We start from the raw sequence: 20395 nt of genomic DNA on the forward strand, positions 1-20395 counted from the left end.
AAGGGTTCACATGAATCAGACCCCCCTCCACTCCCCCTCCTCCGCCGTCCCCCGCGTGGCCATCGTGTCCGCGAGCTGGCATGCCGACCTGGTCGGCCGATGCCGGGAGGCCGCGATCCGCGGCCTCGAGGCTTCAGGCCCCGTTCGCGTCGAGACCTTCGACGTCCCCGGCGCCTTCGAGATCCCGCTGCATGCGATGAAACTCGCCCGCAGCGGGCAGTTCGATGCGGTGCTCGCCTGCGCGCTGGTCGTCGACGGCGGCATCTACCGCCACGACTTCGTCGCGCAAGCCGTCATCGACGGGCTCATGCGGGTGCAGCTCGATACCGGCGTGCCGGTGTTCTCGGCGGTGCTGACGCCGCTGGCCTTCCACGAGCATGCGACCCACCACGGGTTCTTTCACGAGCACCTGGTGGTCAAGGGCACCGAGCTCGCGAGCGCTTGCCGCGCGACCTTGGCGGCGTTGCGGCGGCTCGATGCGTTGACGGCCTGAGCGGCGCTCGACGCGCTCGATGCGCTCGACGTTGCGAGGCGTGCGGGGCGCTTGAGCGCCCTGCCGGCGGCGCTCGCGTGCCGTCGCTAAGCGCGGCCCATCACAGGGCATGGGGCGTCCCGTCCGGGAACCCCAAGCCCTGTTCCGGGCCCAGTGAGATCCAGGCGCTCGGGCCTTATCCAGGTCCGGGCCCAGTGAGATCGTAGTACTCGGGCCTTATCCAGGCGCGGGGGACCCGGCCAGCTTCAGGGAAGTCACGAACTTCCGCGGCTGGCCGCTGATCGGATCGGTGAAGGCGATCTCGCGCGCCAGCAACTGCAGCGGCCGGCTGAAATCCACCTCGTCCTCGACCGGGCGCAGCACCGGATAGATGCGGTCGCCCTCGATGGGCAGACCCAGCGCGCACAGCTGCGCTCGCAACTGGTGCTTCACGCCGCTGTGCGGCCGCAGCTCGTAACGGGCGCGGTCCGCGGCCAGGCGCTCGAGCAGCGCAATGCGCGTGCGTGCGTTCGGCTCGCCCGCCACCGTGCGCATCTGCATGAAGTCCACCGGATGCTCCTCGAGACGACTCTCGTAGTCGAAAGGCAGCCGCGCGGCGACCTCGTCGCGCCACGGGGCGATCGCCTCGTAGACCTTCTCCACATCGCGGTCGCGGAACAGGCGCTGGTAGGCGTCACGTGTCGCGGGCTGGACCGAGAACAAGGTCAGCCCCGCCGTCTCGCGGTCAAGCCGATGGACCGGGCTCAGGTCCGCCAGTCCCGTCTCCCGGCGTAGCCGCGTCAGCAAGGTCTGCTGCACATAGCGACCCTTGGGCGTCACCGGCAGGAAGTGCGGCTTGTCCGCCACCAGCAGGTGCTCGTCCAGATGCAGCACGCGCGCCTGGCCCGGGACCTCGGGCTCCGCCGCGAGCCAGCGCCAGTAGTAGAGGCGCCGCTGCGCCCGGTAAGGCGCGTCCGGCGCGAGCGGCGCGCCGATGTCGTCCAGCACGTCGCCGCGTTCCATGCGCATCGCCCAGTCGTCGCGCGCGACCAGCGGCAGCCGCTCGGCCAGGAAGTCCAGCACCAGCGGCCACGACCCCGGCGGGCAGGCCAGCGCGCTCGCGGCAACACCGTCTCGCAGCGGCAGTTCGAGCTTGGGAGGGCGGGCCATGGCGAGTCGTCGAAGAGCGTCGAGGGAGTGGCGGTGAGCGCGGGCGGCGCTGAGCGGGACCGGTGAGCGAGGTCGGTGGGCGGGAGGGGATCTGAGGAGGGCGGTCGTTCGATCAGGCGATCACTCGATCTGTGCGGGTCCGCGCGCGCGTTCGTCGAGGAAGCGGTTCAGTCGCTGCAGGTCGTCGGCGTCGATCGGCGTGCCCTTGCGCCAGGCCTTGATCCAGGCCTCGCGCTGCGGGTCGGCGGCGAGCTGGCGCACCGCCTGATCCATGGCCTCGATCGCGCGCCGGCCGTCCGGCGTGCGGCTGCAGCCGGCGGTGGCCACCAGCGTGCTGCGGCCCTCGACCAGCGGCAGCTTGACCAGCTCCGGCGGTCCCGCGTGGCTGGCGCTGAAGTCGTCGACGGTCACCGGGTACTCGAGCGTGTAGTCCATCCGCCGGGCGCGCAGCATCGGCAGCAGATGGGCGCCGCGGCCGGCGACGACCGAGCGCGGCGCCCGCTCGGGATGCTCCGCGAGCAGGCGGTCGATGCGCGGTCCGAAGCTGCGGTCGCGCGGCAGCAGGCCGGTGAGGTCGGTGCGGCGCAGCAGGTCGGCGAGCTGCAGGGGCTGGCCGTTCGACGCGAACTTCGCCAGGTCCTCGCGGCGCACCACCACGTGGATCTGGCGCGAGAGCATCGGCGGATGGAGCGTGGTGAAGTACAGCCACTGCAGCCGCTCGGGCGTGCGCACGTGCAGCACGGAACAGATCGTCTCGCCCTGGCGCACCTGGGCCTCGAAACGCGGCAGGCTGAGCTCGATGAACTCGTGGCGGTACTGCGGCATGCGCTCGATGAGCAGCCGCAGGAAGCCGTCGACCTCGCCGTCGCCGAGATCCTCGACGCGCTGCGGCGGCCGCTTGTCGCGGTAGGCGAAGTGCGGCGGCATGTCCTGCACCAGCCAGCGCAGCACGGGCGGCGCGGAGGAGGCGGCCGCTGTCGCTCCCGGTGTCGCGCTCGGTGTCGCGCCCGGCGGCGTCGGCTGCGCGGCGGCGCAGGCCGCCGTCAGGATCGCCCAGGCGGCGATCAGTCGCCGTCGACCCATTCCACCTTGGCGCCGAGGCGGGTGATGTTCTCGGCGAACTGCGGATGCGCGCGGCGGACTGGCGTCGCGTTGCGGATGACCGACTTGCCGGGGATGCTGGCCGCCACCATCAGCAGCGCGATCGCGACGCGGATGATGTAGGGGCTCTCGACCTCGGCCGGGCTCAGCGTCTTGCCGCCGAAGGTCACCATGCGATGCGGGTCCGAGAGGAAGGCGTGCGCGCCGAACTTGGACAGCTCGGTGGTCCAGCCCATCGCGCCGTCGTAGACCTTGTTCCAGAACATCACGCTGCCCTCGGCCTTGACGCCCAGCGCGACGAAGATGGGCAGCAGGTCCACCGGCAGGTAGGGCCAGGGCGCCGCCTCCACCTTCTGCAGGATGTTGCGGGTGAAGGGCTCCTTGACCTTGAGCTTGCCGTCCACCACCGCGTGCGACCAGCCGTCCTCGTGGACGATCTGCACGCCGAACTTGGCGAAGGTGCGGTCGATCAGCGGGAACTGTTCCGGATGCGAGTTCTTGACCCTCACGTCGCCGCCGGTGATGGCGCCCAGGGCGAGGAAGGTCACGATCTCGTGGAAGTCCTCGGCGAAGGTGAACTCGCCGCCGCCCAGTTCCTTCACGCCGTGGATGGTCAGGCGCGAGGTGCCCAGGCCCTCGAGCCTGGCGCCCAGCATCTGCATGAACTGGCAGAACTCCTGCACGTGCGGCTCGCTGGCCGCGTTCATCAGCGTCGAGGTGCCGTGCGCCAGCGCGGCGCAGAGCACGAAGTTCTCGGTCGTGGTCACGGACGCGTAGTCGGTCCAGTGGTCGTTGGCCTTGAGCTGGCCGGGGACCTGCAGCAGCAGGCCGTCCGCGGCGCGGTCAACGCTGGCGCCGAAGCGCTCGAAGACCTCCACGTGCGGATCGATCTCGCGCGCGCCCAGCGTGCAGCCCTTGACGTCGTCCTCGATGCGCGCGGCGCCGAAGCGCGCCATCAGGCCCGGCACCAGCATGATCGACGAGCGCATCTCCTCGGGCAGGTGGTCCTTGGCCGCGTCGAAGTGGGTGTCCCGGTGATGCAGGTCCAGCACGCCGCTCTTGAAGTCCACGGCGACATGGCTACCGAGATTGCGGAAGACCTCGAGGATCTTCTTGACGTCGGTGATCTCCGGCACGCCGTGCAGCCGCACCGGTTCGCGGGTCAGCAGCGTCGCGCACAGGATGGGCAGGACGGCGTTCTTGTTGGCCGAGGGAACGATGCGGCCCTTCAGGGGCGAGCCGCCGTGGACGATGAGATTGGACATGGCCTGGCGCGGAGCGCGCGGTGGGAATCGGTGGGCGAGCGCGAATTATCGGGGGTCGTTCGATGGCCCGGCGCCCGGTCGGGACATGGGGCGACATCTTGCAACGCGGCCGGACCGCCCGCCAGCGCGCGTCCCTTCCGGCGCCGGAGGAAAACTTCCGCCCGCTCGCGGCGCCGCCGCTAGGGGAAGTCATGGGCCTGCGGGCCGGGTCGCGCTCGCGACAATGCCGGCCCATGACCACGCCCGTCGATCCGTCCCCGTCGGCTGCCGCCCCGGCGCTGCCCGACAGCCCGGCGCCCGTTCCCCTCCCCCCCACCGCAGCCGCTGCCGCCTCTGCCACCACCGCGGCCGCAGCCGTCGCCTCTGCAACCGTCGCCTCCGCCGCGGTTTCCGCTCGCGCTGCCCCGACCGCCCCGAGCGCTGCGACCGGCGAAGCGCCGCAGGACCCGCGCGACTGGATCACGCCCGAGGACCTCAACGTCGCGCCCGCGCTGCTGGGCCTGCCGCTGGCCTCGCCGTGGCAGCGCGCCAAGGCGATGGCGGTCGACGTGACCCTGGTGACGGTGCTTTCCAACTTCGGCAACACGCCGCTGCTGGCGGGCTTCTGCTGGATCGCGTGGCGCTGGCACAAGCACCAGCGTGCCTCGCGCGGCGAGTTGCGGGCGGACAGCGGCTGGCTCGGCTGGGCGCCGGCGCTGTGCCTGGTCGCGTTCGGGCTGTACTCGAGCACGATGGAGCACATCGACGAGCCGACGAAGCAGGCGCGCCGCGAGGCCGTCGCCGCCGCTTCCCCCGACCGGAACGACCGCTCGGACGACGAGTCGGACGAGGCCGGTGCCGAGACGAAGGACCTGGTGAAGGCAGCGGTCGCCGCGGCGGCCTCGGCCGCGAGCGCGGGCGAACTGGATCTGGCGCGGCTCGAGCACGACCGGGAGTTGCAGCGCAAGGCCGACCGGGTGCGCATCAAGGCCTTGCAGGAGGAGGTCCGCAAGCTCAAGGACGAGGCCAAGCGCTCGCCGATCGAGAAGCTGCGGCACTGGTGGGAGCTGGTGGGCCTGAACCTGGCCTGGGCCTTCGCGTATTTCGTTGCTTTCCCGCTGATCTGGCCGGGCCAGACGCCGGGCAAGAAGCTGATGGGCCTGCGCATCGTCGAGCTCACCGGCAAGCCGCTCAAGCCGATGCTCTGCGTGCGGCGTTATGGCGGCTACGCGGCCGGCGCCACCACGGGCGGCATGGGCTTCCTGCAGATCCTGTGGGACGCCAATCGCCAGGGCCTGCACGACAAGGCTGCCCACACCGCGGTCATCGACACCCGCAACCCCCGCCGCCTGCGCCTGACGGAAGACCTCACCGGCTGACCGCCCCGGCCGCTCCGCCAAGGCCCGACGCCACCGAGCGCCCGTCCCGCGCTCACGAAAGACCTCGCCGGCGACCACCCCGGCCGCTTCGCCAAGGCCCGCCGTCAGCGAGTGCCTGTGGGGCCGGAACGATGCGGGGGGTTCACGGACGTGATGCCCCCCGCGTCGTGGAGTGCCCGCGCCTGGCCCAACGGAGTCGATCAGCCTTTCGAAGGATCCAAGCGCCTCGCCCGCGCCAACCGCCAAGCCTCGGCCGGATCATCCCCATAGACCTCTTCCGCCGTCGTATCGGTCTCCCTCCGCTGGGTGTCGATCGCGATGCGCTTGTCGAAGACGAAGCACTCTCCGCGCCAATCCACCTCGGCATCGGGCATCTGTTCGAAGTAGTTGAGGATGCCCCCATCGAGCTGCCGCACCGTCAAGCCGCGCTCGGCCATCCAGCCGGACATTTTTTCGCAGCGGATCCCACCGGTGCAGTACATCGCGACGGTCTTCCCCTCGCGACGCCAGGTTTCGGCGTGCGCTTCCACGTAGGCGGGGAAGTCGCGAAAGTGCCGCACGCCGGGGTCGACGGCGCCTTCGAAGTGGCCGAGCGTGAATTCGAAGTGGTTGCGGTTGTCGAGCACGACAACGTCGTCGCGCCGGATCAGTTCGCGCCATTCGCTGGGCGAGACGTGGGTGTCGCGCGAATCGGCCAGGCCGGTGACGCCGTCCAGTCCGAAGGCCACGAGTTCCGGTTTCTCATGCACCTTGAGCAGCGTGAACGGCCGCGTGGTGCAGAAGCTGCGTTTGAAGTGCAGGTCGGCGAAGGGTGGCTCGGCGCGCAAGGCGGCCTCGTAGGCGTCGAGCGCCGGTACGGGGCCGCCGAGTGCGCCGGTGATGCCTTCGGGCGCCAGCAGCAGGTTGCCGCCGATGGCGTTTCCGAGAGTCTGGTTGAGCTCGCGCAGGCGCTGGGCGAGCGCGGTCGTGTCGTCCAGGCGGACGAACTTGTAGAACGAGCTGTGCTGGTGCTCGGGGGCGGCCATCGGGGGGGGGGCAGAGGGGGTGCAGAAGAGGGAAACCGCGATGGTACCGGGGGACGCGCGCCGCCCGGGACCAACCCGGGTGCGGGACCGTTCCTTGCCCGCCTAGAATCCGCCACCCTTTTTCCCGCCCTTCCGGGGGCCCACCGCTGTGTCCGATCGCCTTGCCGTCCTGCCTCAATACCTGATGCCCAAGCTGGCCATGACGCGCCTGGCCGGGCGCTTGGCGAGCGCGGAACTGGGCGGCTTCACGACCTGGACGATCCGGCGCTTCATCGACCGCTACGGCGTGAACATGGCCGAGGCGGCCGAGTCCGATCCCGCGGCGTACGCGACCTTCAATGAGTTCTTCACCCGCGCGCTCAAGCCCGGCGCCCGCCCGCTGGCGGATGCGCCGCTGATCTGCCCGGTCGATGGCGCCATCAGCCAGTTCGGCCCGATCCGCGCGGACCAGCTCTTCCAGGCCAAGGGCCACCAGTATTCGACGGCGGCGCTGCTGGGCGGCGACCAGCACCTGGCCGCGCAGTTCCGCGACGGCCACTTCGCGACGATCTACCTCAGCCCGCGCGACTACCACCGCATCCACATGCCCTGCGGCGGCCGCCTGGTGCGCATGGTGCATGTGCCGGGCGACCTGTTCTCGGTGAACCCGGTCACCGCGCGCGGCGTGCCGGGCCTGTTCGCGCGCAACGAGCGCGTGGTCTGCCTCTTCGAAGGCGAGTTCGGCCCCTGGGTGCTGGTGCTGGTCGGCGCGACCATCGTCGGCTCGATGGCCACGGTCTGGCATGGCGTCGTCAATCCGCCAAGACCGGGCCGTCCCCGTACCTGGCATTACGAGAACGAGCATTTCAGCTACGAGCGTGGCGCCGAGATGGGCCGCTTCCTGCTCGGCTCGACCGTCGTGATGCTGTTCCCGAAGCACCTGCCGATGCAGTTCAACGCGCATTGGCAGCCCGGCAGCGCGGTGCGCCTGGGCGAGCCGATGGCGACGCTGGGCTGACGCGGCTCCCCGGCGTCCCCCTCAAGGGGTCCCCCCACGCATTCCCCGGCGCCTCCCCCAACGCATCGCCATTGGAGGGGGCCCGCGCCGGTCCGCCTTTGCGGGACAATCGCCGTTTTGCGAAACGACGGCGACGAGCTCCCATGACCCTGCGTGTCCTGACCGGCATCACGACCACCGGCACCCTGCACCTCGGCAACTATGTCGGCGCGGTGCGCCGCGCCATCGCGGCCAGCCGCGAGCCCGGCGTCGAGAGCTTCTTCTTCATGGCCGACTACCACGCGCTGATCAAGTGCGACGAGCCGGCCCGCATCGAGGCCTCGCGCCTGCAGATCGCCGCCACCTGGCTGGCCGCCGGCCTGGACACGAGCCGGGTGGTGTTCTACCGCCAGAGCGACATCCCCGAGATCCCCGAACTGACCTGGCTGCTGACCTGCGTCACCTCCAAGGGCCAGATGAACCGCGCCCATGCCTACAAGGCCTCGGTGGATGCCAACGTCGCCGCGGGCGAGGACCCGGACGCCGGCATCACGATGGGTTTGTACAGCTATCCGATCCTGATGGCCGCGGACATCCTGATGTTCAACGCCCATCGCGTGCCGGTCGGCAAGGATCAGGCGCAGCACATCGAGATGGCGCGCGACGTCGCGCAGCGCTTCAACCACACGTTCAAGGCCGAACTGTTCGTGCTGCCCGAGGCCAGCATCGACGAGGAGATGGAGCTGCTGCCGGGCCTGGACGGTCGGAAGATGTCCAAGAGCTACGACAACGTGATCCCGCTGTTCGAAGGCGGCGCGAAGGCGCTGCGCGAGGCGATCTCCAAGATCGTGACTGACTCGCGGCTGCCCGGCGAGCCCAAGGAGACCGAGGGCTCGCACCTGGTCCAGATCTACGACGCGTTCGCCACGCCGGCGCAGCGCCAGGCCTTCCGCGCCGCGCTGCACGGCGGCCTGTCCTGGGGCGAGGCCAAGGATCAGCTGTTCGCGCTGATCGACGCCGAGATCGGCCCGATGCGCGAGCGCTACGACGCGCTGATGGCCAACCCCGAGAAGATCGAGGCCATCCTGATGGAAGGCGCCGCCAAGGCCCGCGCCATCGCCGCGCCGCTGCTGGCCCGCGCCCGCGAGGCCGTCGGCCTGCGCCGCTTCCAGCCGCTGGCCGCGCCGGTCGCGCACGCGGTCAAGGCCAAGTCGACCGTCCCCGCGTTCAAGCAGTACCGCGAGTCCGACGGGCTCTTCTACTTCAAGCTGCTCGCCGCCGACGGCACGCTGCTGCTGCAGAGCACCGGCCTGCCGCAGGGCAAGGAAGCCGGCCAGTGGGTCGCCAAGCTCAAGCGCGAAGGCGCCGCGGCGCTCGATGGCGCGCCGGTGTCCAGAGAAGTGGGCGACGAGCTGCTGCTGCCGGCGCTCGAGGCGCTGGTCGCTGCGGAGCTCGAGGCGGCGGCCGCCAAGGGCTGAGCGTCTCCCCCCGTGTCCAAAGGAAACCCTGGTTTAGGGTGCCAAGTCGATCACGGTCATCGAAGAAACCCGCTCGTTGCCTCGCGCGGGCCGGCGTAGTCTCCGGCGCTGATTCCGTCCGGTTTCAGCACCATCACAACAAGGAGACCCCCGATGTCCACGACCCGCCTGCCGGCTGATTCCCTCGCGTTGCAACGCCTGTACGCCTGGGAGCTCGACACGCCGAACCGGGTCACGCTGCGCCAGCCGATGGGCGGCGGCGTGGTGAAGGACTTCACCTGGAAGGAAGTCGCGGACCAGGCCCGCCGCATGGCCGCCCACCTGAAGACGCTGGGCCTGGAGCAGGGCTGGGAGCCGGGCGCGCGCGTCGCCATCCTGTCCAAGAACTGCGCCTGGTGGCTGATGAGCGACCTGGCCATCTGGATGGCCGGTTACGTCAGCGTGCCGCTGTATCCGACGCTGGCCGCGGACACCATCCACCAGATCCTCAGCCACAGCGAGTCCAAGCTGCTCTTCGTCGGCAAGCTCGACGGCTGGGAAGGCATGCGGCCCGGCGTGCCGCTGGGGCTGCCGTGCATCTCCTATCCGGTCTCGCCGGAGGACGCGCAGGACGCCTACGACCACTGGGACGCGATCTGCGCCGAGACGCCGCCGCTCAAGGGCAAGCCGACCCGCGGCGCCGATGAGCTGGCCACCATCATCTACACCTCCGGCACGACCGGCGCGCCCAAGGGCGTGATGCACTCGTTCGGCAATTTCGCCTGGGCGATCGGCTCGGGCCTGAAGCGCATCCCGCTGACCGAGTCCGACCGCATGCTGTCCTACCTGCCGCTGGCGCACGTGGTCGAGCGCGCGCTGGTCGAGCACGGCTGGCTGCACACCGGCATGACGGTGTACTTCGCCGAGAGCCTGGACACTTTTGCCGCCGACCTGCAGCGCGCCCGGCCGACGGTCTTCTTCTCGGTCCCGCGGCTGTGGACCAAGTTCCAGCAGGGCGTTCAGGCCAAGGTGCCGCAGCCCAAGCTCGAGCGGCTGCTCAAGCTGCCGATCATCGGCAAGCTGGTGCGCAGGAAGATCCTCAAGGCGCTGGGCCTGGACGAATGCAAGTTTGCCGCCGGCGGTGCCGCGCCGATGCCGGTCGCGCTGCTGAAGTGGTACCGCGCGCTGGGCCTGCCGATCAACGAGGGCTACGGCATGACCGAGAACCTGGCGCTGTCCCACATCACCGTGCCGGGCCAGGACCAGATCGGCAGCGTCGGGCCCGCTTACGACGGCGTGCAGGTGCGCCTGGATCCGATCACCGGCGAGCTGCAGATGAAGAGCCAGGCGCTGATGCTGGGCTACTACAAGCAGCCGGAACTGACAGCCGAGACGCTCACCGCCGACGGCTGGCTGCACACCGGCGACAAGGCGGAGATCTCCGACAAGGGCGCGCTCGCGGGCTGCGTGCGCATCACCGGCCGGGTGAAGGATCTCTTCAAGACCAGCAAGGGCAAGTACGTGTCGCCGGCGCCGATCGAGGACCGGCTGTCGACGCATCCCGCGATCGAGGCCTGCGCGGTGACCGGCGCCAACTTCGCGCAGCCGGTGGGCATCGCGATGCTGTCGCCCGAGGCCGCCGCGCGCGACCGCGGCGCGCTGGAGCAGGAACTGGCCGCCCATCTGGAGAAGGTCAATGCGCGCCTGGACCCGCATGAGCAGCTCGAGTGCCTGATCGTGACGGCCACGCCGTGGACGGTCGACAACGGCCTGATCACGCCGACCTTCAAGGTGCGCCGCAACCGCGTCGACGAGGTCTACGGTCCGCGCCTGGAAAACTGGATCGGCCGGCGCCGGAAAGTCATCTGGGCCGACTGAGCCCCGCTCGCGCGATGAGGGCATGATGCGCGGATGAAACGCGGATCCCTCAAGCGCTGGGCGGCCCTGCTCAAGGGCGAGCTGCTCACCGTCTTCTACGCGGCCCGCGATCCGGAGGCGCCCTGGCTGGCGCGCCTCGTCGCGATCGCGGTCGCCGCCTACGCGCTCAGCCCGATCGACCTGATCCCGGATTTCATCCCGGTGCTGGGCCTGCTCGACGACCTGATCCTGGTGCCGCTGGGCTTCTGGCTGGTGCTGCGCCTGATGCCGCCGGCTGTGATCGCCCGGGCGCGCCAGCGCGCCGCCGCGCAGCGCGGCCGGCTGCCGCGCAACCTCAAGGTGGCCGGCGCGATCGTGGTGGTGTGGGTGCTGCTGCTGGCGCTGGTCGTCACGTGGCTGGTAGGCCGCAGCGGCGGCGCGCCCGCCGGGACCGTCTGAGCTCGCGTCAATCGGGCCCCAGGCCCTTCTTGGCCAGCGTCTCCGCCACCCACTCGATGAAGACGCGCATGCGCGCCGAGACATAGCGGTTGGGCGAATAGACCAGGTAGACCGGCACCGCGTTGTGATGCCATTCGGGGAACAGCGGCACCAGTTCTCCGCTGTCGAGCTGGTCCTGCACCGCGTACCGGGCCAGCTGCACGACGCCCAGGCCCGCCAGGCCGGCCGCGACATAGGCGTTGCTGTCGTTGACGTCGAGCCGCCGACGGCCCTCGATCTCGACGCGCTCGTCGCCGCGATGGAAGACGAAGGGGAACACCCGCCCGGTGCGCGACGAGAAGTAGCCCACCGCCTGGTGCGGCTCCCGGTCCAGGTCCTGGGGCGCCTGCGGCGTGCCGTGCTTCTGGAGGTAGGCCGGCGCGGCGCAGGTGCAGAACTGGATCTGTCCGACCCGCCGCGCCACCAGCCCGGCATCCTGCACCGCGCCCACGCGCAGCACGAAATCGACGTTGTCGACCAGCAGGTCGATCGCGCGGTCGCTCACGCCCAGCGCGATCTGGATGTCGGGGTAGCGGTCATGGAAGTCCGCCAGCGCCGGGATCAGCACCCGCGAGCCGGTCAGCGTCGTCACGTCCACGCGCAGGCGGCCGCGGGGCTTGCTCTGGTCGTGGAGCATCCCCTGGTCGATGGCCTCCAGCTCGCTCAAGAGGGCCATGGTGCGCTCGTAATAGGCGGCGCCGTCCTGCGTGACGCTCACCTTTCGGGTGGTGCGCGTCAGCAGTTGCACCCGCAGCCGCGCTTCCAGCGCCTGCACCAGGCGCGTCAAGCTGGCCTTGGGCAGGTCCATCGAGTCGGCCGCCTTGGTGAAGCTGCCGGTTTCCACCACCCGGGCGAACGCCCGCATTTGCACGATCCGGTCCATCGACACCCTCGCTCTGGCGGCCCGGAAGATGGGGGACTGCTGGCGGGCCGACGGGCGATTCTCAGGGAATCCGCACGGTCGTGCGCGTTCCGATCCGAATCGGCCTTTTGCGCGGCGTTCTGGTGCCCCGTTTCAGCGCGCCGGGGCGAATATCGATTGAATATCTCCTCGATCGACACGAGTATCGATTCGCGCGTCACTCTGAATTCAACTTAAAGCCGACTTAAGCAAAAGAAAACCCCCTCGGCGAGCGTTGGCTCATCCGAGGGGGGTATAGGCGGTCGGCGACGGACAGGAGGGTGGAGTGCGGAGAACCGCCGCCGACCAGGGCCGAAGCCCTTGACCCAAAAATCGCTCTCAGGAATCTATTGTTCGAGTTCTCTCAGGAGGGGACAGGAAACGAGTCGCTCAGCGGCCGGCGACGGCGGTGGCCGGGGCGCTGCCACCGAACTTCTTCACCAGGGTCGCGTAGTACGGCGAGCTGCGCAGTTCGGCGTAACGCGCCTTGGCGGCGTCGCGGCGGGCGTTGTCGTAGCCGTAGGTCTCCGACTGCTCGACGGCGGCCAGGCCCGATTCGCGGTAGATCTCCAGGTCGGCCAGCACTTCGGCGCGGCTCACGGCGCTGGGGGTGTTGACCGGCTGGGTGTGGGGGTTGTCGTTGGCCATCGCACTGCCGGCCACCAGGGCGGCGGAAGCGAACAGGACGGAAGCGAGGATGTTCTTGGTGCTCATGATCTTTCCTTTCGGTTTCGGTCCCAGGGCGATCAGCGAAGGGGCACGGGGTGGAGGATTCGACCCGACGATTGCGCTTGGGATGCCACTGGGTTTCTCTTGAATTCCGCCGGTTGCCCGGAGGTTTCAGTCGTCGCCTGGTGGAGATTTCCTGGAGCGGTTTCGATGTGTCGATGGGCTGAACTATGAGCGATAAGGGTTGACCCTTAAATCCATTCGCTTGCAACACTCCGTTGAAAAGATCGGAACAATCGGCATTCGCGCCGGCAGCGGCCGATATTCCCGGGCGCAGCGCGCGCGGCGTCCCCCGGAAGGGGCGTGATGGCGCATGGCGCCCGCCGCGCCGGGGGAAAGGGCGGGGGGCAGGCATGATGTCGGCCTTTCGGGAGACGCCTTCGATGCTCGGTACCCACGACCTCGGCCTGTTCATCGCCTCCGGGCTGCTGCTCAACATGACACCCGGTCCGGACTCGCTCCTGATCATGGCGCGCAGCGCCACCCAGGGTTTCCGCGCCGGCTCCGCGGCCGCGCTGGGCATCGGGGCCGGCACCTGCGTGCACGTGCTGGCGGCGGCGCTGGGACTGTCGGCGCTGCTGTCCGCTTCGGCGGCGGCCTTCACCGTGGTCAAGCTGCTCGGCGCGGCCTACCTGATCTACCTCGGCGCGGGGATGCTCTTCAAGCGTCGCGCCGCGGCGGCGGAGAGCGGCTCCCCCGGATCCCTCCAAGGCATGCCCCCGCCGGCGCCATTGCCGCTGCGCCGGATCTTCGCGCAGGGCTTCCTGACCAATGTCTTGAACCCCAAGGTCGGGCTGTTCTTCCTGGCCTTCGTGCCGCAGTTCATCTCGGCCGACGCGCCGAGCAAGGCCGCCGCCTTCCTCTTCCTGGGGGCGATCTTCAACGTGAACGGCATGGTGTGGTGCCACCTGCTGGCCTGGTCGAGTGCCGCCGCGGGTGCCCGCGCGCGCGGTCAGGCCTGGGCGCAGGCGCTGGGCCGCTGGCTCAACCGCGGCATCGGCGCGCTGTTCCTGGCCTTCGGCGTGCGCTTGGCGGTCGCCGAAGTGGGCTAGCCCGACCGCGGTGCGCGTGGCGTTCGGTTCGTCCGAACCGGACGTGAGGGATTTCCATCGCGGGAGTAGTCTGCCGGCATGACTGCCAAGACTCCTCCCCTGACCGGCGGCGCGCTGCCGCCGGCGTCCGGCCAGCCCGGGCACTACACGCCGCACGAGAAACGCGATCGCATCCTGGCGATCGTCGGCGCCTCCTCCGGCAACCTGGTCGAGTGGTTCGACTTCTACGTCTACGCCTTCACCTCGATCTATTTCGCGCACGCCTTCTTCCCGAAGGGCGACCCGACGGTCCAGCTGCTCAACACCGCGGGCGTGTTCGCGGCCGGTTTCCTGATGCGGCCGATCGGCGGCTGGCTGTTCGGCCGCATCGCCGACAAGCAGGGCCGCAAGACGGCCATGATGATCTCGGTCCTCATGATGTGCGGCGGCTCGCTGGCCATCGCCTTCATGCCGACCTACGAGACCATCGGCGTGATGGCGCCCACCCTGCTGCTGTTGGCGCGGCTGTTCCAGGGGCTGTCGGTGGGTGGCGAGTACGGCACCAGCGCCACCTACATGAGCGAGGTGGCGCTGCGCGGACAGCGCGGCTTCTACGCGTCCTTCCAGTACGTGACGCTGATCGGCGGCCAGCTGCTGGCGGTGCTGGTGGTGGCGATCCTGGAGCAGACCCTGACCGACGCCCAGATGCATGCCTGGGGCTGGCGCATCCCGTTCGTGGCGGGCGCCGCGACCGCGGTGATCGCCTTCTATCTGCGCCGCTCGCTGGCCGAGACCGCCAAGGCCGAGCAGCTCGAGCGCAAGGAAGCCGGATCGATGCGCGAGCTGTTCAGCAAGCACATGAAGCCCTTCCTGATCGTGCTGGGCTTCACCGCGGGCGGGTCGCTGGCCTTCTACACCTACACCACCTACATGCAGAAATATCTGGTGCTGAGCGTGGGCATGGACAAGAAGGTGGCCAGCACCGTGATGACCGCGGCGCTGTTCGTCTACATGTGCATGCAGCCGCTGTTCGGTGCCCTGTCGGACCGCATCGGGCGGCGCACCTCGATGCTGTGGTTCGGCCTGCTCGGGGCGCTGGGCACCTGGCCGCTGCTGTCGGCGCTCAAGGGCGTGCACAGCCCCTATGCGGCCTTCGGGCTGATCGTCGTGGCGATGGCCATCGTCTCGCTGTACACCTCCATCGGGGGCCTCATCAAGGCGGAGATGTTCCCGCCCGAGATCCGCGCGCTGGGCGTCGGGCTCTCCTATGCGATCGGCAACGCGATCTTCGGCGGCTCGGCGGAGTACGTCGCGCTCAGCCTCAAGGCGGCGAACGTCGAGAGCGCGTTCTACGTCTACGTCTCGGTGATGTGCCTGTTCGCCTTCCTCGTCTGCTTCCTGATGCCGGACCCGCGCAAGCATGGGCACCTGAACGACGTGCATTGACGCCGGAAGGCGCGAGTGATCAGCGCCCTTCCCGGTCCTGCATGCCCAGGTGGTGGGACAGGTACAGCCGGCCGCGGAACCAGGACTCCCAGCCACTGACCTTGAGCCGGTCCAGCACCGGCCCCTTGACCTCGCTGAGGTCGAGACGGCGGCCCTGGCGCTCCAGCGTCTCGTGCAGCTCCTTGAGCGCGCTCAGGCCGCTGAAGTCGATGGCGTTGACCGGCGACATCTGCAGCAGCACCCGCTTCGTCGTCGGGTGCGTGTCCAGGTGGGCCTGGACGACGTCGGCGAGGCTGCGGCCGTTCAGGAACAGCAGGCTCTCGTCGATGCGCAGGCCCAGCACCTCGGGGTCGAGCACGACCTGGTGGCGCTCGACGTTGCGGTAATGCTCGGTGCCGGCGATGCGGCCGATCAGGGCCACATGCGGCCGCGCGCTGCGCTGCAGCAGCAGCGCGATCGCGCCGGCCACGCCCAGGCCCAGCGCGGCGGTGATGCCGACGAAGACCACCAGCAGCGTGACCGCCACCATCAGCAGCGCCTCGGCGCGCGCGTAGCGCCAGGCGTCGGCATAGGGGCCGAACTTCAGCCCCGACAGGACCGCCACCATGATGCTGGCCGCCAGCACCGGCTTGGGCACCCAGGCCAGCAGCGGGGAGAGCGTCAGCAGCACCACGCCCATCAGCGCGGCGACGAAGACGCCGGTCATGCGGGTGCGGCTGCCCGCGTCGCTCATCAGCACGCTGCGCGAGAAGCTCGCCGCCGCCGGCATGCCGCCGGACACCGCCGCCGCCAGGTTGGCCGCGGCCAGTCCCATCAGCTCGCGCCGCGCGTCGACGCGCTGCCCGACCCGGCGCGCCAGCGATTCCGCGACCGCCAAGCTCGAGACATACCCCAGCAGCCCGATCAGCGCCGCGCCGGGCAGCATCGCGGTCCAGAGCTCGGGATCGAGCCGCGGCGGCGTGAAGACCAGCGCCAGCGGCGGCAGCTCGCCGACGCGCGGCAGGCCTTGCGGGTCCCAGGCCCAGGCGATGCCGATGCCGGCCAGCAGCACCGCCAGCGGCGCGATGCGCGAGACGAAGCCCTTGGGCAGGCGCCGCACCGCCACCAGCGTCAGCAGCGAGACGACGCCGAACAGCGCCGCGACGCCGCGCCCGTCGAAGCCGTGGGCGCTCAGCGAGCGCCAGAGCTCCGGCAGCGTGCCGCCGCTGGCGGCCGAGCCGATCAGCACCGGCAGCTGGCTGGCGGCGATGGCGATGGTGGCGCCGGACTCGAAGCCGTGCAGCACCGGCACCGACAGCAGCGCGGCCAGCGCATGCAGGCGCAGCAGCGCCGCGGCACCGAGGAACAGCCCGACCTCGGCGGCCAGCACCAGCGCGGCCTCACTGGGGCTGACGCCGGCCGGCGCCAGCTGCAGCGTCTGCATGATCATCAGCGCCAGCACCGCGACCGGGCCGATGTTCAGGAAGGGACTGGAGCCCAGCGCCGCGTAGAACAGCGGCGGCAGCAGGCTGGCGTAGAGGCCGACCTGCGGCGGCAGACCCGCGAGCATCGCGTAGGCCAGACTCTGGGGAATCAGGAGCACGCTGACCACCACGGCGGCGACGAGGTCGTCGCGCAAGGCGTCGCGCAGGTAGGGCCGCAAGGCGGCGAGGGACGGCAACGGCGGCATGAACGGGGGCGCCGCGGCAGCAGCGCGGCGCGCGGCAGTATAGGGGCCGGGCCGCCCGCCGCCGCCCGCGCTCAGAGGATCAGCGGCCCCGCGGACGGCGCTTTCGGCAGCGGCGGCAGTCGCGGCAGCAGCAGGTCCAGGCTCAGGCGCAGCGTCAGTTCCTCGCCGCGCGGCAGCGGCGCCAGCCGCGGCTCGTCCGCCGTCCACAGCCCCAGCTGGACCGAGTTGCGCGTCGGATGGCGCTCGAAGCGCAGCGTGTCCAGCGGCGCGGCCGCGCGCGCCAGCACGAGGCGACCGCCCGCGCCGCTCAGCGAGGCGACGCCGCACCAGGGCTCGCGCAGCTCGACGCGGCCGCGCTCGATGCGGCGCACCAGGTCCATGGTGTCGTCCAGCCAGGCGGCGTCGGCGAAATCCTCGGGGAAGTGCATCAGCCAGCCGAAGCGCGCCGGCAGCGGCATGCGGCTCAGGTTGCGCACCGACAGCGACCACTCCAGCCGATGCTCGTCCAGCCGCAGGGTCTGGCTCGCCTGGAAGCCCCAGGTGCCGGGCGCCGAGCGGCCGGGATGCAGCATCAGCGTCACCTGGTCCGGCAACTGCTGGGTCACCTGCCAGGGCTGGTCGAAGGTCATCGGGTCCGGGACCAGGGCGTCCATGCCCTCGGCCACCGCGGTCGGCGCCTCCAGCCGGGCCGCCGCGCCGCCCACCAGCGCGCCGCGCTCGGTGATCAGCGGCCGCAGCCACGGCTCGTGGCCGCCCGGCCGCGCCTGGCCCAGCCAGCGCAGCCGCCCGCCCCGGGCCGGCGCGACCACCGCCCGCCACGTTCCCGACTTCAGTTCCAGCTCGCGCCTCACATGCATCCCCCGTTTGATCGAACGGGTCGCAGTCTGCGCGGGCGGGCGCGCCAAGGCGTCCACCCATAGGAAGGCGGCCCCCGACAGGTGCCACCCATCGGGGTGGGCGGAAAGCAAGAGTGAGCCGGTGCCCGACCGGCGATGCCTCAGGCGCCGGCGATCAGCGTCGCGATGCGCTCGTCGGACAGGCGGATCGGCGCGGCGTGGGCCGGCAGCAGCGCGACCACCGCGTGGTCGTCGCGGCTGCTGTCGCGCAGCACCGGGGTGTGGCGGGGCTCGCCATTGGCGTTGGTCAAGACGCTCACCATCGGGCGATGCGCCTTCTCGCCATTGCGCACGACCAGGCCGACCTCGCCGCTGGCCAGTCGCACCAGGCTGCCGGGCGGGAAGATGCCGAAGGCCTTGATCAGCGCCGCCGCCAGCGGACTCTGCGCCGCCATCTGGTGGAGCTCGCGGCCGGCCTGCGCCGCGCTCATCGCCGGCCGGTTGGCGCGGCTGCTCAGCCGCGCGGTGTAGACGTCGGCGTAGCGCAGCATCTCGGCCAGCTCGCCGATGTCGCCGATGCCGTGCGGGTAGCCGCGGCCGTCCGGCGTCTCGTGGTGCTGCAGCACCGCTTCCAGCCAGTCGTGGTCGTCGATGCCGGCGGCGCTCAGCATCTCGACGCTGCGGATCGGATGCTCATGGATGGCGTCGCGCTGCATCGAGGTCAGCGGCGACACCTGGCTGGACAGCCGCGCCTGCAGGTCCAGCATGCCCAGGTTCATCGTCAGCGCGGCCTGGAAGGCCCGGCGCTGGTCCTCCGGCCCCCAGCCGAGGTAGCGCGCCGCCGCCTGGCAGGCGGTCGCGGCGTGCAGGGAGTGCGTCACGCCGTAATGCCCGGTGCCCGTGCCGGGCTGGCGCACCACCTGGGCGAGCGCCACCTCGGGCGAGCTGTCGATCAGCGAGAGCAGCAGCGTCGTCGCGCCGTCGAGCGCTTCGGCCATGCGGTCGGGCGTGGCGGACAGCGCATTGCGCACGTCCTGCATGCCGCGGTCCCATTCCTCGGGCAGGCGGTCGCGCAGGTAGGCGGGCGAGCGCGTCGGCTGCGGCTGGCGCATCGCCTCGGTCAGCTCGTGGACCTCCACCAGCGCGCCGCGGCCCATCAGCGCACGGAGCTGGGCCTCGTCGGCGATGACCTGCCCGCGCGCCAGCAGCAAGGTCCGGTCGGCGTCGCGCACGCTGAAGGCGAGCGGCTGGCCGAGGACGATGCGGTTCTTGACCGATGACAGTGAACAGACACGCATGAAGGGGCGCGGTGAGCGGAGGGAGGACCGGCCGCGCTCGACATGTCTGAAAGTTGTAACGCGGGCGGCCCGGACTCTACATCGTCCATCCCTCGCCGGGCTGAAGCCCGGGGGCCGCCCCTCCCCCTGCCGGGCGAGGGAAGCGCCGACTCCGTCACGAATGGGGAGGACGGGGGGTCAGGTCGCGGTGATCGCGGGGTAGTCGCTGTAGCCGGCCGCGCTCCCGCCGAACAGCGCCTGGCCGTTGAAGCTCGCCAGCGGCAGGCGGCCCGCGAGCCGGGCCGGCAGGTCCGGATTGGCGATGAACGGCCGCCCGAACGCGACCAGGTCCACCAGCCCCGACGCCAGCAGCGCCTCGGCGCGCGGGGCGTCGTAGCGGCCCGCGACGATGATCCGGCCGGCGAAGGCCCGGCGCAGCGCCCGGCGGAAGTCCTCCGGCACCTGGGGCGCGTCGTTCCAGTCCGCCTCGGCCAGGTGCAGGTAGCCCACGCCGCGGCGCGACAGCTCGGCGGCGGCCTCGAGGATGGTCGGGATGATGTCCGGGCAGGCCATGTTGCGGGCGGTGATGTAGGGCGCGACCCGCACGCCGATGCGCTCGGGCGCCACCTCGGCGGCCACCGCGTCGACGACCTCCAGCAGGAAGCGCAGGCGATGCGCGCGCGGTCCGCCGTAGGCGTCGTCGCGATGGTTGGAGGTGGTGCGCAAGAACTGGTCGATCAGGTAGCCGTTGGCGGCGTGGACCTCCACGCCGTCGAAGCCGGCGCGCATCGCGTTGGCGGCGGCGCGGCGGAAGTCGTCGACGATGGCGCGGATGCCGTCGGTCGTCAGCGCCTGCGGCACCGGGCAATCGACCATGCGGCCGACGCCGTGCTCGTCGGCGACCCAGACCTGGGCCTCGGGCGACAGCGCGGACGGCGCCACCGGCAGGCCGCCGTCGTGGAAGACCGGATGCGACATCCGGCCCACATGCCAGAGCTGCAGCACCATGCGGCCGCCGGCGCGGTGCACGGCGCGGGTCACCAGGCGCCAGCCCTCGACCTGTGCCTCGCTGTGGATGCCCGGCGTGAAGCTGTAGCCCTGGCCCTGGGGCGAGACCTGCGTGGCCTCGCTGACGATGAGCGCGGCGCTGGCGCGCTGCGCGTAGTACGCGGCCATCAGCGCATTGGGCACATTGCCGGGCTGCGAGCTGCGCGCCCGGGTCATCGGCGCCATCACGACGCGGCTGGGCAGCGTCAGCGGGCCGAGGGTCAACGGGGTGAAGAGGTCGGTGGAAGGGAGAAGGGAAGCGGTCATCGTCGTTCCAGGT

Annotated in this window: 18 protein-coding genes; 8 read left to right on the forward strand and 10 right to left on the reverse strand. The window is 70.7% G+C overall.

Features of this window, described 5'->3' with window-relative positions:
- The first annotated feature begins 10 nt into the window (after positions 1-10).
- Positions 11-493 carry a 6,7-dimethyl-8-ribityllumazine synthase gene (locus tag FHT37_RS19435; protein ID WP_147240304.1) on the forward strand — a complete coding sequence of 161 codons (483 nt, stop codon included), beginning with the start codon at positions 11-13 and terminating at the stop codon, positions 491-493.
- 216 nt (positions 494-709) lie between these two features.
- Here the strand turns inward: FHT37_RS19435 and FHT37_RS19440 are convergent, their stop codons facing one another.
- From FHT37_RS19440 to FHT37_RS19450, 3 genes are all read right to left on the reverse strand, one after another.
- Positions 710-1642 carry a pseudouridine synthase gene (locus FHT37_RS19440; protein ID WP_183483731.1) on the reverse strand — a complete coding sequence of 311 codons (933 nt, stop codon included), beginning with the start codon at positions 1640-1642 and terminating at the stop codon, positions 710-712.
- Positions 1643-1762: 120 nt separating this feature from the next.
- On the reverse strand, positions 1763-2725 hold the full coding sequence (locus tag FHT37_RS19445) for a TIGR02285 family protein (protein WP_183483733.1): 963 nt from the start codon (positions 2723-2725) through the stop codon (positions 1763-1765).
- Positions 2707-4008, reverse strand: a complete 1302-nt coding sequence (locus FHT37_RS19450; RefSeq protein WP_091730040.1) for a UDP-N-acetylglucosamine 1-carboxyvinyltransferase — start codon at positions 4006-4008, stop codon at positions 2707-2709. The genes FHT37_RS19445 and FHT37_RS19450 overlap by 19 nt, the downstream gene beginning before the upstream one ends.
- 233 nt (positions 4009-4241) lie before the next feature.
- On the opposite strand from FHT37_RS19450, the gene FHT37_RS19455 reads away from it, so the two are divergent.
- The gene (locus tag FHT37_RS19455) at positions 4242-5366 is read left to right on the forward strand and encodes an RDD family protein (RefSeq protein ID WP_183483735.1); all 1125 of its coding nucleotides are present in this window, start codon (positions 4242-4244) and stop codon (positions 5364-5366) included.
- A 200-nt stretch (positions 5367-5566) separates the two neighbouring features.
- Here the strand turns inward: FHT37_RS19455 and FHT37_RS19460 are convergent, their stop codons facing one another.
- Positions 5567-6391: a rhodanese domain-containing protein gene (locus tag FHT37_RS19460; protein ID WP_183483737.1), complete on the reverse strand. Its 825-nt coding sequence runs from the start codon at positions 6389-6391 to the stop codon at positions 5567-5569.
- A 148-nt stretch (positions 6392-6539) separates the two neighbouring features.
- Here FHT37_RS19460 and asd point away from each other — a divergent pair, with 148 nt between their 5' ends.
- From asd to FHT37_RS19480, 4 genes are all read left to right on the forward strand, one after another.
- Positions 6540-7388 (forward strand): archaetidylserine decarboxylase, encoded by an 849-nt coding sequence (asd, locus tag FHT37_RS19465; protein ID WP_091730050.1) that lies wholly within the window; start codon positions 6540-6542, stop codon positions 7386-7388.
- A 143-nt stretch (positions 7389-7531) separates the two neighbouring features.
- On the forward strand, positions 7532-8845 hold the full coding sequence (locus FHT37_RS19470) for a tryptophan--tRNA ligase (RefSeq protein ID WP_183483739.1): 1314 nt from the start codon (positions 7532-7534) through the stop codon (positions 8843-8845).
- Positions 8846-8998: 153 nt separating this feature from the next.
- Complete coding sequence (locus FHT37_RS19475; protein WP_183483741.1) at positions 8999-10702, forward strand: AMP-binding protein; 1704 nt, start codon at positions 8999-9001, stop codon at positions 10700-10702.
- A gap of 33 nt (positions 10703-10735) precedes the next feature.
- Entirely contained in the window at positions 10736-11140 is a 405-nt protein-coding gene (locus FHT37_RS19480; protein ID WP_183483743.1) for a YkvA family protein, read from the forward strand.
- 7 nt (positions 11141-11147) lie between these two features.
- Here FHT37_RS19480 and FHT37_RS19485 read toward each other — a convergent pair whose 3' ends face one another.
- Positions 11148-12062, reverse strand: a complete 915-nt coding sequence (locus FHT37_RS19485; RefSeq protein ID WP_147240047.1) for a LysR family transcriptional regulator — start codon at positions 12060-12062, stop codon at positions 11148-11150.
- A 408-nt stretch (positions 12063-12470) separates the two neighbouring features.
- Positions 12471-12794 carry a DUF4148 domain-containing protein gene (locus FHT37_RS19490; RefSeq protein WP_221211165.1) on the reverse strand — a complete coding sequence of 108 codons (324 nt, stop codon included), beginning with the start codon at positions 12792-12794 and terminating at the stop codon, positions 12471-12473.
- Positions 12795-13192: 398 nt separating this feature from the next.
- Between FHT37_RS19490 and FHT37_RS19495 the strand changes: the two genes are divergently transcribed.
- A complete protein-coding gene (locus FHT37_RS19495; RefSeq protein ID WP_183483745.1) occupies positions 13193-13861 on the forward strand; it encodes a LysE family translocator in 669 nt (222 codons plus the stop codon).
- A 78-nt stretch (positions 13862-13939) separates the two neighbouring features.
- The gene (locus FHT37_RS19500) at positions 13940-15286 is read left to right on the forward strand and encodes an MFS family transporter (protein ID WP_183483747.1); all 1347 of its coding nucleotides are present in this window, start codon (positions 13940-13942) and stop codon (positions 15284-15286) included.
- Between the two features lie 19 nt (positions 15287-15305).
- On the opposite strand, the gene FHT37_RS19505 is transcribed toward FHT37_RS19500, so the two are convergent.
- The 4 genes from FHT37_RS19505 to FHT37_RS19520 form a co-directional block, all read right to left on the reverse strand.
- The gene (locus tag FHT37_RS19505) at positions 15306-16955 is read right to left on the reverse strand and encodes a SulP family inorganic anion transporter (protein ID WP_183483749.1); all 1650 of its coding nucleotides are present in this window, start codon (positions 16953-16955) and stop codon (positions 15306-15308) included.
- Positions 16956-17026: 71 nt separating this feature from the next.
- Positions 17027-17812 carry a hypothetical protein gene (locus FHT37_RS19510; protein ID WP_183483750.1) on the reverse strand — a complete coding sequence of 262 codons (786 nt, stop codon included), beginning with the start codon at positions 17810-17812 and terminating at the stop codon, positions 17027-17029.
- Positions 17813-17952: 140 nt separating this feature from the next.
- A complete protein-coding gene (locus FHT37_RS19515; protein WP_091730086.1) occupies positions 17953-19089 on the reverse strand; it encodes an HD-GYP domain-containing protein in 1137 nt (378 codons plus the stop codon).
- Positions 19090-19266: 177 nt separating this feature from the next.
- Positions 19267-20382 (reverse strand): alkene reductase, encoded by a 1116-nt coding sequence (locus FHT37_RS19520; RefSeq protein WP_183483752.1) that lies wholly within the window; start codon positions 20380-20382, stop codon positions 19267-19269.
- Positions 20383-20395: the final 13 nt, after the last annotated feature.

It is taken from the genome of Mitsuaria sp. BK037 (assembly GCF_014193045.1).
In the GTDB taxonomy this organism is placed as follows: Bacteria; Pseudomonadota; Gammaproteobacteria; order Burkholderiales; family Burkholderiaceae_C; genus Roseateles.

Excerpts from the sequence above, each read along its gene's own strand:
- FHT37_RS19455 (WP_183483735.1), top strand. The coding sequence starts at position 4,242 with ATGACCACGCCCGTCGATCCGTCCCCGTCGGCTGCCGCCCCGGCGCTG.
- FHT37_RS19490 (WP_221211165.1), bottom strand. The coding sequence starts at position 12,794 with ATGAGCACCAAGAACATCCTCGCTTCCGTCCTGTTCGCTTCCGCCGCC.
- FHT37_RS19445 (WP_183483733.1), bottom strand. The coding sequence starts at position 2,725 with ATGGGTCGACGGCGACTGATCGCCGCCTGGGCGATCCTGACGGCGGCC.
- FHT37_RS19505 (WP_183483749.1), bottom strand. The coding sequence starts at position 16,955 with ATGCCGCCGTTGCCGTCCCTCGCCGCCTTGCGGCCCTACCTGCGCGAC.
- FHT37_RS19495 (WP_183483745.1), top strand. The coding sequence starts at position 13,193 with ATGCTCGGTACCCACGACCTCGGCCTGTTCATCGCCTCCGGGCTGCTG.
- FHT37_RS19475 (WP_183483741.1), top strand. The coding sequence starts at position 8,999 with ATGTCCACGACCCGCCTGCCGGCTGATTCCCTCGCGTTGCAACGCCTG.
- FHT37_RS19480 (WP_183483743.1), top strand. The coding sequence starts at position 10,736 with ATGAAACGCGGATCCCTCAAGCGCTGGGCGGCCCTGCTCAAGGGCGAG.
- FHT37_RS19450 (WP_091730040.1), bottom strand. The coding sequence starts at position 4,008 with ATGTCCAATCTCATCGTCCACGGCGGCTCGCCCCTGAAGGGCCGCATC.
- FHT37_RS19470 (WP_183483739.1), top strand. The coding sequence starts at position 7,532 with ATGACCCTGCGTGTCCTGACCGGCATCACGACCACCGGCACCCTGCAC.
- FHT37_RS19435 (WP_147240304.1), top strand. The coding sequence starts at position 11 with ATGAATCAGACCCCCCTCCACTCCCCCTCCTCCGCCGTCCCCCGCGTG.
- FHT37_RS19515 (WP_091730086.1), bottom strand. The coding sequence starts at position 19,089 with ATGCGTGTCTGTTCACTGTCATCGGTCAAGAACCGCATCGTCCTCGGC.
- FHT37_RS19440 (WP_183483731.1), bottom strand. The coding sequence starts at position 1,642 with ATGGCCCGCCCTCCCAAGCTCGAACTGCCGCTGCGAGACGGTGTTGCC.
- FHT37_RS19520 (WP_183483752.1), bottom strand. The coding sequence starts at position 20,382 with ATGACCGCTTCCCTTCTCCCTTCCACCGACCTCTTCACCCCGTTGACC.
- FHT37_RS19510 (WP_183483750.1), bottom strand. The coding sequence starts at position 17,812 with ATGCATGTGAGGCGCGAGCTGGAACTGAAGTCGGGAACGTGGCGGGCG.
- FHT37_RS19500 (WP_183483747.1), top strand. The coding sequence starts at position 13,940 with ATGACTGCCAAGACTCCTCCCCTGACCGGCGGCGCGCTGCCGCCGGCG.
- FHT37_RS19460 (WP_183483737.1), bottom strand. The coding sequence starts at position 6,391 with ATGGCCGCCCCCGAGCACCAGCACAGCTCGTTCTACAAGTTCGTCCGC.
- FHT37_RS19485 (WP_147240047.1), bottom strand. The coding sequence starts at position 12,062 with ATGGACCGGATCGTGCAAATGCGGGCGTTCGCCCGGGTGGTGGAAACC.